Below are 14831 nucleotides of genomic sequence, written 5' to 3'. Positions count from 1 at the left end.
ATAACCTGAGTATTGTGTGACCATCCGGCTAAGCGTGCCGGTCAAGAGTGAAGGTTTTAAACTTCGTAGGTGCGTTCCTGATGGGAAGGAATTAACGTTGCCGCACACGGACAGCCACTTTTACTGTGTAACGTGCCCGCATATTTCCGGCCATTCACCCTGTTTTGTGGAATGGCCCCGATAATTTTGTAAGTGCCGGCATGTTTCCCGCACGTCACGCTGTCCTGTTCGCGTGAAACAGAGATCCCCGCGATCGTGTTATCTGGGTCGCCTTCAAGGATCTTTCCACCGCAGGTAGTCTTATCTCCCCGCACCAGATAGTAACCTTTCGCCATTTGTCATCCTCCTTGTAAATTTCAGTTCACGCTATCCGCACAGCACTGCAGCACTGGCAGGATCGAGTGCGATCAGTGCGCCAAGCAGCCTGTCCATCTCTGGCTGCAAACGGGCTTTATCCGTCTCGCCACGAGTGGCTTTCATGCGCAGCAGTCTGAGGCGTCGTGATTTGACTTCAAACAACAGCGCGGGTGTCCACTGCGTGAGGGTGATGGATTGTGCAGTGCTGTCGAGCTCGCCCAACAAATGCAGGGCAAGCTCATTCTTGCCTTTCTGTTCCGCCACACGGGCCATCAGCAGGCGCAGCAGCCATTTATCTTTTGTTGAGTCCGTGCCAGGTCGTGTCTGTAGCCAGAGGAGTGTGGCATCCAGACCGTCAGCGTCAGCTTTCTCCAGCGCTTCCGGTTCAAGGGCCAGAATATCACTTTCAATTGCGCTGACGACGCTGACCGGTTCATTGCGCCAACCGGACATATCGTCCAGCACACTCTGGTTTATCCAGTTCAGCGTGACTTCATCGGCAAACGGCGTCCCGTCGTTAAACGCCAGCGTTTCCAGCCCGGTGAGGCGACGAAGCAAACCTTTCAGGTCCGCAACGATAATCTCCGCAAGGATATCCTGCCCTGACTTCACCAGAGCCTGATGGATATACCACTGCAAATCGAGCCAAAGATGATTCGCGCCACGAGAAAAGGTACTGTCCGCCTGCTCCAGAATTTCCGACCAGCTCTTTTGCAGGTACAGACGTTTGAGCATGGCCCGCTGATCCGCCCGTGGAGGTTCAATACGTGTTTTTCCCTCCGCATCGGGGGCTGGAATGGCTCTCAGGGTGTCATGACGCAGACTCTTCATCAGCCGGTGTGATGCCAGCCAGCCATCTGGCTGCTCACGCAGATACTCCGTCAGGATCCGGGCCTGAGCCAGCAAATCCTGACCGGACGTGATGCGAGTCAGTGCTGGCGCAGCACTGCCCGTTGCGTCAGACATATGCATGTTCTGAGTGATATTACTGGCGTTCTGAGGCACCACGGCATCCACGCCACCCGCCTTTATCAGGCGGGATTCAAGTGCGCTGTACAGGGCATTCAGCTCCGGCCGGGACGCTTCCGGTTCTGCCTCAAGGCAGCTCTGGATGAGCAACAGCGCCCCGGTGGTGCGCTGTGCCTCTTCCTGTACGACTTCCGGCCAGAGTGACAGGCTGTCGAGTACACGGGAGCCTGTTAGCCATTCCAGTGCGGCTTTTCGGCTGCGATCGCGTTGTGGATACAGCTGTGTGCCGAAGCATTGCAACATTCCCGCCAGCAGTTCCAGCCCTTCGGCAAAACCGGTCTCGCCGTTCTGATGCAGGCGGGCCCAGCAGTAATAGGTGGCAACCCGAATATCCTGAGCGGTGGTCGTCAGTAATTTTTCCGCCAGTTGGCAAATCAGAGCGGTATCAATGCCGGAGAGTTTGTTGACCTCTTCACGGATACGCTGAAAATCATCGTCGTAACCGGGATCTTCGCCAGTCGGGCTGGCGTCGCTTATCGGTGCATACCAGCGACGCCAGTTTTCGGTTCGTCCCTGCGCCTGCTGTCGCAGCAGCGCGTCGTCCGCCTGACAGGCGGCAACCAGATTCTGTAGATTGCTCATTATTCTATTCCGTCCATGTCACTGTTTTCCGTGTTGACCATCAGCGCCTGAGCCGTGGCCGCACTGTCGACGTTGAAAATGCGGTCCGGCAGCGTGAAGCCGCGCAGGGCCAGCAATGCCAGAGGTCCCTTGCCAAGTTGTGAGCGCAGCACCCACTGCAGCGTGCTGCCATCCGGGGTGGTAAAACTCATCATCCACTGACTGTGGTCAAGCTGCTGGCGCTTGCCCTGATCCAGCCAGCGAATAAAGCCCCAGGTCCCACTGTAATCACCAAACAGACGCGCCCCGGCGTTGACCGTGGTCCAGGTCAACATGGTCCCTGGTTTGTAATTGTCTCCCGGCCAGCGGAAGCTCTGCCAGTCGGCCATTTGGTTGAAGTAATGCAGTTTTTGTCCATCGATGGTGAGTTGGGTTTCCACCACCTGTGGTACTGGACGCCCCTGCAGTTCGAAGCTGATACCCTGGCTGCCGTCGGTAAACAAAATATCCGACAACTGGCTCAGTTGATTAATGGCCTGCAGGAAGGCCGGGTTAAAGCTCAACCCCTGGCTGTTGACCTTATCCGGCACCCACTGGCTGCCCTCCTTGTGCAGCACACCGCTGAGCTCCGTCGACAGGAAGCGCTCTATACGTCCGCTGTCCTTGCGTACAAATTCAGCCAGCATCGGCAGGGAGGCATCACTTTTGCTGACGGCAAACGGGAAGCGTCCGTCAAATGCCGTTTGCCAGTTCGCCACTACGGAGCGACTCCATTTGTCATTAAGACTCGCCGCCGACGGTTGAAGCACCGTTTCCCACGCCTGGGTCAGTGGCTGCACAAACATCGTGCTGCCAAAACCGCTCCACTCTTCACCAAGGCTCGCCGAAATCAGACTGCCGTACTGCTGGGTGTCGGTCAGATCCACGCTTTTGCCCTGGAACACGGTCTGTGCCAGGGTCTGCATCATCTCCTGCGGGTCAGAAGCGCTGGCAACCTGTTGCAGGCGCAGACGCACGCGGGTGATACGGGTCAGATACGTCTGCAGGCTCAGTGAATTATCAGCCGACATAACGTTGTTGCCTTTGTTTTTGCCCAGAAGCTGAAGCAGCGGACCAAAGGTGTCATCCAGCGGCCCCTGCGGGCCTGATGCAGACTGGTCAATCACGGGTTTTTCTTTTCCCCCCACCAGGTCTTTCGCCGATTTGATGATGGAGTCCGAAAGGCCTTCGCTTTGCTGACCGGTCTGCCCCTGCCAGGCGAGGGTATTCATCAGGGCAATCAGTGGCGACTGACGCACGTCGCTCATCAGCGTCAGCTGGTCGGTCACATCTGCAATGTTATTCGCCGGGTTAAGTCGCAGACTATTAAGGAAGCTCAACCAACTGCCTGCAAAGTCAGTAAAGTAACGTTGCGTCAGACGCGCTTTCAGTGCTTCCGGCGACAGGTCCGGGGATACGGCTTTTCGGCTGTCGCTCAGCACCCAGTCGATTTCATCCCGGCGGGAACTGGCGGCTTTTTCGATGGCCTGCTGAACTCCCCCCTCCCATGCCTGGCGGGTGAACATGCCCGGCACCACTTCCTCGGTGGTAAACAGACGGCGGGCATCTGTACCGCTGGTCATGTCTTCCAGAGACACATCCGCAAAGTTACGACGTACGGATTTAAGCATGTTCTCATACAACGTACTTTCCGCGTTGCGCCGTCCAATTTGCTGCAACAGCACCTGACGGCTCTGGCTGACCAGAGATGCATCCGGGGTAATTTTCCACTGCGGCTGTTGCGGCATTTCGTCCATGTAAAATGCCCACAGGTCCGGCGACAGGCTCTGCCACAGGCTGGTGGAAATACCCGCCCGGGTCGGCTGGACCGCCTTCATGGTTTGGGCGTAGAACTCCCCATCCGCTTTGTCCGGGCGCGCCATCATCAGCCAGGCTTTCAGTTGGTCGTAGCCGGGTTTTGCCAGCTGCGCACGCTGGTCGCTGTTCGGCGCTGAGTTCGCCAGCGCGGTGAGCGCCTGGCTCAGCGCGGCACTGGCCGGATCGCGGAGCAGGCGATTGTTCGCCACGCCATACCACGGAAGCATGGCGCTCAGCAGTTGCGGGTTATGATCAAGACCGAAACGCTGATACCAGGGTGTACCGTCCTGAACATGATGTTGCAGGCGACCGGCATCGTTACGCAGCGCATGTAAGGCCGTGAGCTGGTGATCTGAAACCGAGGGATGCTCAACCAGAGGATGGGCTTTGTCCGCCACAGAGGAAATCTGGGTATAGTTGAGTGCGAATGAGAGTAACAGCCCGGCCCCCCAAAACCCCAAAAAGGCCATCACGCTACAGGCCAGCGTTCGCTCCCAGGCCATGCCGACGCGGCGGCCACGTACGCGGGTGCAGTCAGCAATGATGCCCTGCCATGTTGCCGGAAGCGTGAGGGCATGCTGATGTGAAGGCAAAACGGCGTTTTCGCCTGCCTCTTCAGCGGAGGTGACAGATTTAACAACCTGGCTAAACATTAGCCCGCGCAGCGGGATACGCTGCTGCGAAGCGTACAACCAGGGCGTCAGACTCGACATCCAGAGTTTACGCCCTTCTTGCTCAAGCTGTTGAGCAAGACGCAGCAAGAAATCGTAATGGCTTTTTTCAGCAATTTGCGCCAGTCCCTGCTCACGCAGTTGCGACGGCAACTTACCAAGCTGTGTTTCCACACCTTCAGGTAGTGCCCTCAACGGTAACGTAATACCCACTGCCTGCGATTTACGCCCGGCTTGAGACCATTGACTTCCGCATAGCTGCCATAAATACACCGGCGGCTGGTAACGCAACAATTCGCCGATTTTCTCAAGCCCGCGCAGAGCGTTGTCGCTCATTTGCGGCGTGAGATTTTGATGTTCCCCTAACACGTGGACAATGCCATCCAGCGGACGTCCACGGCGCAATTTACGCAGCTCGGTATATTTTTCGCTATTGACTTCACTGGTCAGGTTGCCGCCGTATATAAGAACCGTGCGATTGCCTTCCAGCCAGTGCTTTTCCTGCAGACCAGGAACCAACTGATTGATAGCTTTTTCGTCACCGGAGACTAGTAACAAACGGACTTTACGACGCCAGAAAAAGTTGTAGCGGCGGCGTAAATAGGTTTTGATGGCCACCAATTCGGCCTGCGGTGCATTTACTGATTTGGCTTCTTTTGATACAGCTTGATCATCGTCACCCAGCGCTTGCAGCACATCGTTATCAAAACTTTTTTTGCCCGCTGTGTTGGTGTTAAAAAATGTAACTAATAGACACAATGCCAGGAGCCCTGTTCCCAGGCATAGACTTATGAGCCAATTTTTCCGCTCCAGGCTACCCGACTGTAACCCAACTCGTTCCGGGTCCAGCCAGACTAGCCCGCACATCACCAGACACCCCAGCAAAATACTTATAGTTATGGCCCAGAACCAGAACTCTGATTTTTTCATCAGCAAAAAAATACGCTTCACAAATTACTCTCCTTGTGGGAAGCATAAGGGGATACCACGGTGCTCCAGACAATATCGCTGCCCTGTTCACCACTGATAATCATATGTGGTAACGGATCATCACTAATAATTTGTGCCGCAACGGCAATCGCAAGCCAGGGAGCCGCGCAACCGGGATTACCCAGATAACTGCTAAAATCGTGCAGGCCCGCATCCTGTTTTATGCTGGTCAGCGGAGGCTTGCCCTGGACGATGATCGTACCGGACCTGATATCGCTCGTGTCATCCAGGCCAGTCAGCCAAAGATGCGCAGCCCCATTCGGCGTCAGAGGTACCCAGCCAGCAGCCTGCAGCACGCCTTCCTGTAATGCGGCAGCGTTCATCCCAGACGCTTCGGGGCGGTGTAGTAGCGCTTGCGGCATCAACCTTTTCTGAGTCAACCTGTTGCCTAATAACAACCCCACGACTACCTCAGCGGTCATCTCAGGCAATTCGGGGGCAATTTGTAGGGCGACAACCAGCAATAGCGTGTTTTCATGTATGCGGTGATCCAGCCAGTGATCGATAGCCATCAGCCCTTGCCCGCTAACAAAATCGGTAGGCTGACTCATACCGCTCTTCTGCCAGGCCTGCAGCCAGAGAGCTTTGATTTCATCCTCAGGAAGCGAAGAGGATGACTCCAGTAAAACCGCGACCGGGTTTTCTGGCAGTGCGGCAAGCTGCACGGCGATTTTTTTTAATAATGCGTTAAATGCAGTGGTAACGTCTGACGCCACCGCTTTCCCTTCAGTTATAGGTAAATGACTATGGCGAATATTGTCGCCGCCCTCCCTGGTGGTCTGCGGAAACAACACATTGATGTTACGCAGTAATGGCTCCGCTATCGTAGTGAATTGCAAATCTAAAGCATGAGCTGTCGCACATTCAGCCGCCAGAATTTGTAGCGCACGTCGCCCCCGACGAATTTGCTTTAAAATATATTGCTCGCGACGTCTGTCGTACGCATTGGCTCGCATATGCCGAAGACCGAATAAAGACATACGCAAAACGAAAAATATCCCCCATCCTCCCATTGGGATACCTATGGCAAACCACCAGAAATTATCATTTTCAATATATTTATCCAGAAAGCGGATCAATAATATTCCGCATGCCACCATGTAAGCCAAAGCAGCAAGCCAACGTGAAAGTTTTGGCGGAGCCGGGCGTAGTGCTGGGCCGGGAATATTTTTTATTTTCACTGGCATAATAAACTCAGATTAATAAAACGTTGAAAATAACAAAGAGAACTGAATGAAATTAATATCATTGGGCTTCATATTTTCTGAAGTTCAAAAATATCCTTTCCTTTTTCCTTGCAACAATAGAATGGCAGGCTCATCTCTCCTATTCTTACGAGCCCGTATTCCTCGTCAATTGCTCTGTTCTCAATTCACAATAATATTCATTAATTTTTTTGTAGGATCAGTCACCCCTGGCGCTTTACTCCGGCGCGGTTCTGGATTCCTGGTCCAGCGCTTGCGGCCAGAGCATGCTTTTCCGGGGGTGCCAGTTATCCGGCCGGCCGGGGTAGAGCGGGTCCATAACCACCGGCTGATGCTGCATGTACTGACAGCAGTGGCTCCATAACTGACGCTGGGGCTCGATGTAATACACGGCGTGAGTGAATATAAAACGTTCCGTAACGCTGCGGGTGCCGGGCTGGCAGACGGCACCATACAAACGAAACCCCTGATCGTAGCGATCGGACTCGCGACTGATCTCACCGTGGACATCTGCCCAGTCAAACACCTTAACGGTGGTCGGCCATTTCACCCAGGGGTTCCAGGCTTTGCGGTGATGCTCAAAGATATAGATTTTTTGCCGCTTACGATTAAAAAGGATGGGTTGATCCCGCGGGACAAATAAAGCCATCCTTAAATTTAGTAAAATCATAGAAAATAAATAAAAGAAAAGAAAAGAAAAGAAAAAGTTAACAATGTCTCAAAATCTAAACTATGAGGTTCTGACTCTACGTACAACCAAACTATCACTAAAAAAGGAACTATTGATGAAAAGATCCCTAACCATGCTCCCCCCACATAATATTTTCATAGCGGGGAATTTCCATCCAGATATCGTTAATCTCATTCACCTGTATCAGTTTGCCAGGTACAGTTTGTCTGGCATGGTTTTCAGGCAAATCCTCTTCCCAGTTTTTTAACCGGGGAGTGAGGCGGGGTTCACGATAAAAATATTGATCAACTGCAGTTTTTATCTCTTCTGGCCCAGCCCGCAGTGAATCTTTAGGCCTTCGTTTATTTTTATTCATCCCTGGCATCCTACTCCCTGATTTTCAAAGTCAAGGTCATCAAACTTTGCGGATCGGTTTTATCCGGCCAATAACGTATATCAAGTACTGCTTGCTGGTATCGTGTGCTGTTTACCCATACCAGCCCCTCAAGTACCAGTGCATTACTTTCCCAGTGCTGCGTTAAAGTATTATTCAGCGGAAGGTCAGGATGGCGGGGGTTACGTAAAATGTGGGAACCATCCTCTTTTATTGTCGAAAAACTATTTTCAACGTCTTTTAGACCGAACTGACTCGCAAGCAAATGCTTAGTCGCGCCATTGCCATGTGCCACAAGCTTTAGTTGCCATGCCGACTCGGTACTGTTGCAACCCGGCAATCTGACGCGCATTTTTATAGCATCCTCAGAATTACCCCGCTTGCCAATGAGATCCTGGTAGTCCACTTCCGCTGTCATTCCACTAATAATCACTTTATACGCCATTAGGGCATCATATAAATCTTCAGCTTTATGGATATCCCAAACAGGATCGTTGGCGCCACGCTTATTCAACACGCCAAAACAGCTATCGCTAAGCCAAACTTCAAAAGGTGATCTGGTGGCATTCTCAGCCTGTATTACCATTGCGGCTCCGGCCATTATCAAAATGGCTGCCGGTCCTGCAGGGCCTAATAACGCAAATTGACAATAATAGGCAGCATAGATGAGTAACCCGTCGTATCAGCGCCTGTACTGTCGGGTATTGCGCATTTTCTGTTGCGGGGCAAGAACTCTGCCTGACGGACTTTATTCCGGGGCGGTTCTGGATTCCTGGTCCAGCGCTTGCGGCCAGCGGATAGTGTTCAGCGGTGTCCAGCTCAGGGGCTTTCTGGTCAGCAGCGGCGTTTCCTGCACCGGCTTATACTGCATATACAGGCAGCAGTGGTTCCACAGGCCCCGGATCATCCGGTTATCTCCCACTGTCCAGCTCAGGATAAAACGGTCGACAACTTCAAGGGTGCCGCGTTTACATACCGCGCAGGAGAGGCGGTGACCATAATCGTAGCGGCCAGACTGCTGAAGCATTTCGCCATGAATGTCGGTCCAGTCGAAAACCTTAATGACCACAGGCCAGCGTTTCCAGGGCCAGATACTGCGCTGGTGTTCATAGACATAGACTTTCTGGCGCTTACGGTTGAAGCGGACAGGAGTGCCACGGGGGACAAATAGAGCCATCCTGAAACTAAAAAAAGAGGAAGAAATAGAAATAAAAGCACTAATGACATTAAAAAATAAATCATTTGCAATTCCAGTTTCTAAAGCAAAAATCATCAAAATGGCAACTGGAAATAAAAATAAAATTATAGAAAGCCATATTCCAATCCAAATAATATTTTCGTACCGAGGAATTTCCATCCATGTATCATTAATTTCATTGACACGAATAAGTTTTGGTGGTGTTGGCTGCTGGAGATCGTATTTTTCCGGGAGATCTTCCTCCCATTTCTCTGCCTGAGGTGTCAGTTTTGAATATTTCCTTTCCTGTACCGGACGATTCTGCATCCTGTACCCCATATCTGTCGGGACATCATCTTTTTTTCTCACAGTGCTATTCCTTTATCGCTCTGTAATTCCGGGGCGGTTCTGGATTCCTTATCCAGCTCTTCCGGCCAGCGGATAGTGTTCAGCGGTGTCCAGCTCAGGGGCTTTCTGGTCAGCAGCGGCGTTTCCTGCACCGGCTTATACTGCATATACAGGCAGCAGTGGTTCCACAGGCCCCGGATCATCCGGTTATCTCCCACTGTCCAGCTCAGGATAAAACGGTCGACAACTTCAAGGGTGCCGCGTTTACATACCGCGCAGGAGAGGCGGTGACCATAATCGTAGCGGCCAGACTGCTGAAGCATTTCGCCATGAATGTCGGTCCAGTCGAAAACCTTAATGACCACAGGCCAGCGTTTCCAGGGCCAGATACTGCGCTGGTGTTCATAGACATAGACTTTCTGGCGCTTACGGTTGAAGCGGACAGGAGTGCCACGGGGAACAAACAAAGCCATCCGAAAAAAAAACATAAACAAGGATATAAAGCTAAAATTAAGTAATAACACTTCAGCTTTATCATCACATGACATCTCCGAAAAAAAATCTGGCAACATAAAGAAAAAATAATTCAAACTGATAAAAATAGCGCTACCAATACAAATCGCCCACATTCCTGACCAAATAATATTTTCGTACCGAGGAATTTCCATCCATGTCTCATTAATTTCATTCACACGAATAAGTTTTGGTGGTGTTGGCTGCTGGAGATCGTATTTTTCCGGGAGATCTTCCTCCCATTTCTCTGCCTGAGGTGTCAGTTTTGAAAATTTCCTTTCCTGTCCCGGACGACTCTGCATCCTGTATCCCATATCTACTGGGACATCATCTTTTTTTCTCACAGTGCTATTCCTTTATCGCTCTGTATTAACTGTCAGTCCTAACTTGTAATTCAGATCGGTTTTATCCGGCCAGTAAGTGGCCTGCAATGTTGCAGTGTTATACCGACTTTCTCCCACCCAGATTTCAGCCCTGATTTCCATTCCATTATCGGTGGTAAAACGCTTATACCCACCAGAACAGTAATTTGAGGCCGGAAGAGCCCGCCTGCCGTCTATTTTGCCTTCCACATTATGCGTTTCTGCAAGCAGCATTTCATTGCTCCCTCCGCCGGTGAGACTGAGTTCCCAGGCTGAGGTCGCCTCTTTGCATCCCGGTAAATTCAGGTGCAACTCAAGCTTAGTAAATCGTTGCCCCTGTATTTCCGACAATCCCTCAAAACCAACTTCGGCCACCATGCCATTCACAACAGCATTAAACGCCGCCAGCGAGGCCTTCATATCATCCATGCTTTCAGCATGCCAGACAACATCCTGGGATTTTGGGATACCAAAACAGCAGCGACGAAGCCAGACTTCAAATGGTGTGCTCCTAAGCTGCTGTGCCTCAAAAGTATATATAGCACCAGTTATTATCAATAATGCCCCTATACCAGCAGGACCTAAGAGGCTGAATAATCCCAAATATGCACCACCTGCACTTATAAATCCCCCAAGAGCTGTGAAAATAGCCCCTTTGTAATATGCTTCACCAGCTTTTTTGTCGCCTTCCTTATTGGCATTTCTCGCATTTACCCCCATCCTCACCCCATCCACTATCGCCGCCACACCCGCAATCACACCCCCGGCGCGAATTAAAGGATGAACATAATTTTTGGGTAATACTTCCCAGCTGTTTTTAATCGTCAGCATGTGACCAAAACCAGCGATTTCAGTCGCGGCACTCAGCACCATCAGACGGTTAATGGAATAAGTCAGCCGGGCATCCTTGTCATTTCCTGTGGCATCGTTCACGCTTTCAGCGTTTTTATTCCAGTCAGATATCTGCAGGGCAAGCATAATAGCCGACAGTGCAATCCCCACACCATTTCCACTGGCGTAACGCAGGGTACGCTCATTATAAACAGCCTGAAGCTGTTCCTCGCTTACCGTCGAAATCAGGTTACCTGCTTCCGCCTGAAGGGACACTTGCGAAACCCTGAGAGGCGATGCTGCCAGGGTATCGGCGCTGAATTTTCCATTCTTATTGAGCATGTTTTTTACGGTATTCAACGGCTCCGGGATGCTGACTCTGACCGTTATCACTTTCGCCTGCAGGAGTGGGTCGCTAATAAACATGGCCTGTCCGGCTGCACCCGTGCCACCGCGTTGCACCATTCCACCAAAGGTATTGCTGTTTTCAGCCATCACGGGTTGCAGCCAGGCGCCTTTACGCACCATCTCCTGAAACCTGCCAAGGGTGGTGGTGAATTCCACAAACGTGACTTCCTGATCCGCGGCGGTAATAAGCGCCTGCTGCATGATGCGGCGGAATCCCTGCTGAGCAGTATCATCGGCTTTCAGCGCCAGCCGGTTTAACGAGCCGCTGAGCGATATTACCCGACTGGCCCACGCCTCCTGCAAAGCAGGCGTTTTAAGATAATCAGCAAATTCGTCTGAACCAAACATGGTTTTTACATAAGCATATCCGCTGCTGCCGGCAAAGACGGTTCCCAGCAGCGAGGGAGTCGGCCCCATGAATCCGATATATACAGGAGAGTCTGCCGTTTTTACCCAGGAAGCATAGATTTTATCCAGTTCGGTGTCCTGAGCGCCCCCCTGAAGGCAGGACGTCACCGTGGCAAACTGCGCTGCCCAGCTAGCCGCGCTGGATTCAGGGGAATAGTCGTGATTTATTAGCTTCAGCCAGCGCTGAGACTGATAGCAGGCTGCGAGATCTTTACCGGTTGCCTCAATTCTTTGCTGCCATTTTTTCAGCCGCCCTTCATAGTCAGCGGCAAAGGCGGCACGATCGGTTTCACTATAGCTTTTAAGCAGACGGGCGTACTGGCTGGCCCAGGTTTCACGCGCCACCTGCTCCTTCGCAATAACTTCACCGCCCCAGACAGTGGGCATATCCGCTGCGGGCTCGTAGCGTGGCTGGTTGTTTTCCTCTGTTGTTTTTTTCAGGCTTTCCATATAACCACTAATTGCCCGTGAAACCAGCGACTTGTGTAATATTCCCGGTGAATTAATATAGGCCTGCCGCGCCTCCACAATCTGCAGCCGGCTGTTGTTCAGCTCCTGTATCACGCCCACGCTGTCATCCAGCGCCAGGGCCGCTATCCGGCATCCGTACTGCGCCCCCAGCCGGGCTACCTTCAGCCCCAGGGCATCCGCACTCTCTAGCCGCGGATAAAAACCGTGCGCGCCCCCGGACGGCTCCCCTGCCACTTTCTCCGTGCGGGGGAACACCTGCGTCGCAAACTCCGCCACATTTGCTTTCAGTGAGGCCAGCGACGGGTCCAGCACCAGCGCCCCCGGCACGCTGCCCGGGCTTTCTTTCAGCGTGGACAGGGATATTTTCCTAAACCGGCTGTCCGGGCGCTTCCCCGATTTGTAGTCTGCCAGCACTTCCCGGCTCCACGGGTCGCTGCTGAAAGCCAGCCAGGCCTCCCTGTATTTTTTCTCATCCAGGTTTATAAAACTGGCGCTGATGCAGTGTCCCTGCTCCCGGCACGCTTCGCTCACCGGCTCCACCGTGTCGCCTTCCGGCACCGACAACGCATCAAACTGCCGCAGGTATCCCTCTGCTGTCACCTGATAACCCTGCCAGACTCTCTTATCCAGCAGCACGTACAGATACCCCATGCGCAGGGTCCGCAGCGCGTACTTAAATTCACCGCCCGTCAGCCCTGCATCCTGCTCCGGCACGGCCGGCTTCCAGCCTGAGCTGACCAGGGCTTTTGGCACCGCCGCCACCCGCAGGGGAAAAACGGGCAAACCGGTTCGCTGGCAGACCTTACACCCCGACGGGGTTGCGGCGGCCTGTTCACTCGCAGCGGCATACTGGTCAATCTGTTCGTCTGATGTCATGGCGGGACACTCCTTTGTTTTTGTCATGCCGGGTTCCGGCCCGGAGTTCCTGCTTTACCGTCTCCGGCAGGGCCTGCAAACACCGGGATAAACGCAGGGAGGGGGCGGCAGTGGCCTGCTGTATCAGGGCCTGCACTGCCGGATGCTGTTCAGTATCGGTTCCGGGGCAAGAACTCTGCCTCACGGACTTTATTCCGGGGCGGTTCTGGATTCCTGGTCCAGCGCTTGCGGCCAGTGAATGTTTTTAAACGGCGTCCAGCTCAGGGGAACATCTGTCTTCAGTGGCTTATCCGACACAGCCTTACCCTGCATATACTGGCAGCAGTGGCTCCACAGGCCGTAAATCATATTGATGTCGCCCACTGTCCAGCTCAGGATAAAGCGGTCCAGCACTTCATACGTGCCCGGTTTACAGACCGCGCAGTAAAGCCGGTGGCCGTAATCGGCACGTCCGGCCATAAACACCCGCTCGCCGTGAATATCTGCCCAGTTGAACACTTTGATGGTCGTCGGCCAGCGCTTCCACGGCCAGACGCCACGCTGATGCTCGTAGACGTAGACTTTCTGACGCTTGCGGTTGAAGCGAACGGGAGTGCCGCGGGGAACAAATAACACCATTCGGAAGAGAAACAGGAAAAAGGAAATGATAAAAAATGATAATGTATAAAAGAATAGATCAAAATGAATAACACTCCTACTGATTGACTGAAATACAATAATTAGCGGAAGAATTGAAATTATTAAAAAAAACCACAACCCTCCCCATCCGTGATTTTCATAGCGTGGAATTTCCATCCAGATATCATTGATTTCATTAACCCGTATCAGCCGGGGATAGACACGCTGTTCTTCCGTCGGTTCGGGTAAATCTTCATCCCAGTTACTGGCCTGCGGAATTAAGCGGGATTTTTTCATCGCCATATCACCATAACCCTGTTAATTATTTTCTGACGCTTTATTACCAGCTTAATCAGAGGCTGTTGTTGACTCACGGTCGATATCTTCCGGCCAGTGAATATTTTTAAACGGCGTCCAGCTCAGGGGAACATCTGTCTTCAGCGGCTTATCCGACACAGCCTTACCCTGCATATACTGGCAGCAGTGGCTCCACAGGCCGTAAATCATATTGATGTCGCCCACTGTCCAGCTCAGGATAAAGCGGTCCAGCACTTCATACGTGCCCGGTTTACAGACCGCGCAGTAAAGCCGGTGGCCGTAATCGGCACGTCCGGCCATAAACACCCGCTCGCCGTGAATATCTGCCCAGTTGAACACTTTGATGGTCGTCGGCCAGCGCTTCCACGGCCAGACGCCACGCTGATGCTCGTAGACGTAGACTTTCTGCCGCTTGCGGTTGAAGCGGACAGGAGTACCACGAGGGACAAATAATATTGTTCGAAAACAAAAAAGAGACACTGAAATAGAAATAAAAATAAATATCACATTTAAAAATGAATTATAAGAAAATCCGAGATCATGTATAGATATAAAAACGATACAAAGAGGGATGAATGAGATAATGGCAAAGAACCATAACCCTCCCCATGTGATATTTTCGTAACGTGGAATTTCCATCCAGATATCATTAATTTTATTCACCCGTATCAGCCGGGGATAGACACGCTGTTCTTCCGTCGGTTCGGGTAAATCTTCATCCCAGTTACTGGCCTGCGGGATTAAGCGAGATTCTTTCATCGCCATTT

General features: G+C 52.1%; 12 protein-coding genes. All 12 read right to left on the bottom strand.

Translation table 11 applies throughout. From position 1 onward, the window contains the following. Nucleotides 1–56 precede the first annotated feature (56 nt). The gene (locus RT120_RS14480; RefSeq protein WP_409515054.1) at nt 57–335 is read right to left on the bottom strand and encodes a PAAR domain-containing protein; all 279 of its coding nucleotides are present in this window, start codon (nt 333–335) and stop codon (nt 57–59) included. Between the two features lie 31 nt (nt 336–366). After that, on the bottom strand, nt 367–1968 hold the full coding sequence (tssA, locus tag RT120_RS14475) for a type VI secretion system protein TssA (RefSeq protein WP_312983587.1): 1602 nt from the start codon (nt 1966–1968) through the stop codon (nt 367–369). After that, nucleotides 1968–5426, bottom strand: a complete 3459-nt coding sequence (locus RT120_RS14470; RefSeq protein ID WP_312983585.1) for an ImcF-related family protein — start codon at nt 5424–5426, stop codon at nt 1968–1970. The genes tssA and RT120_RS14470 overlap by 1 nt, the downstream gene beginning before the upstream one ends. Continuing rightward, nucleotides 5423–6652 carry a hypothetical protein gene (locus RT120_RS14465; RefSeq protein ID WP_312983584.1) on the bottom strand — a complete coding sequence of 410 codons (1230 nt, stop codon included), beginning with the start codon at nt 6650–6652 and terminating at the stop codon, nt 5423–5425. Before RT120_RS14465 ends, RT120_RS14470 begins: the two co-directional genes overlap by 4 nt. A gap of 235 nt (nt 6653–6887) precedes the next feature. After that, complete coding sequence (locus RT120_RS14460; RefSeq protein ID WP_409515053.1) at nt 6888–7340, bottom strand: DUF6708 domain-containing protein; 453 nt, start codon at nt 7338–7340, stop codon at nt 6888–6890. A 127-nt stretch (nt 7341–7467) separates the two neighbouring features. Further along, on the bottom strand, nt 7468–7716 hold the full coding sequence (locus RT120_RS14455) for a hypothetical protein (protein WP_312983581.1): 249 nt from the start codon (nt 7714–7716) through the stop codon (nt 7468–7470). Nucleotides 7717–7726: 10 nt separating this feature from the next. Beyond that, the gene (locus tag RT120_RS14450; RefSeq protein ID WP_312983579.1) at nt 7727–8320 is read right to left on the bottom strand and encodes a hypothetical protein; all 594 of its coding nucleotides are present in this window, start codon (nt 8318–8320) and stop codon (nt 7727–7729) included. Between the two features lie 162 nt (nt 8321–8482). Next, on the bottom strand, nt 8483–9280 hold the full coding sequence (locus RT120_RS14445; RefSeq protein WP_312983577.1) for a DUF6708 domain-containing protein: 798 nt from the start codon (nt 9278–9280) through the stop codon (nt 8483–8485). After that, on the bottom strand, nt 9277–10116 hold the full coding sequence (locus RT120_RS14440) for a DUF6708 domain-containing protein (RefSeq protein WP_312983575.1): 840 nt from the start codon (nt 10114–10116) through the stop codon (nt 9277–9279). The genes RT120_RS14445 and RT120_RS14440 overlap by 4 nt, the downstream gene beginning before the upstream one ends. 12 nt (nt 10117–10128) lie before the next feature. Continuing rightward, nucleotides 10129–13128 carry a T6SS effector BTH_I2691 family protein gene (locus RT120_RS14435; RefSeq protein ID WP_312983573.1) on the bottom strand — a complete coding sequence of 1000 codons (3000 nt, stop codon included), beginning with the start codon at nt 13126–13128 and terminating at the stop codon, nt 10129–10131. A 189-nt stretch (nt 13129–13317) separates the two neighbouring features. After that, nucleotides 13318–14049, bottom strand: coding sequence for a DUF6708 domain-containing protein (locus RT120_RS14430; protein ID WP_312983572.1), 732 nt, complete (start codon nt 14047–14049; stop codon nt 13318–13320). A 45-nt stretch (nt 14050–14094) separates the two neighbouring features. Next, entirely contained in the window at nt 14095–14829 is a 735-nt protein-coding gene (locus RT120_RS14425) for a DUF6708 domain-containing protein (RefSeq protein ID WP_312983570.1), read from the bottom strand. Nucleotides 14830–14831 lie beyond the last annotated feature (2 nt).

Source organism: Atlantibacter sp. (assembly GCF_032062175.1).
Lineage (GTDB): Bacteria > Pseudomonadota > Gammaproteobacteria > Enterobacterales > Enterobacteriaceae > Atlantibacter.
This window is presented reverse-complemented; position numbering and strand designations above follow the sequence as displayed.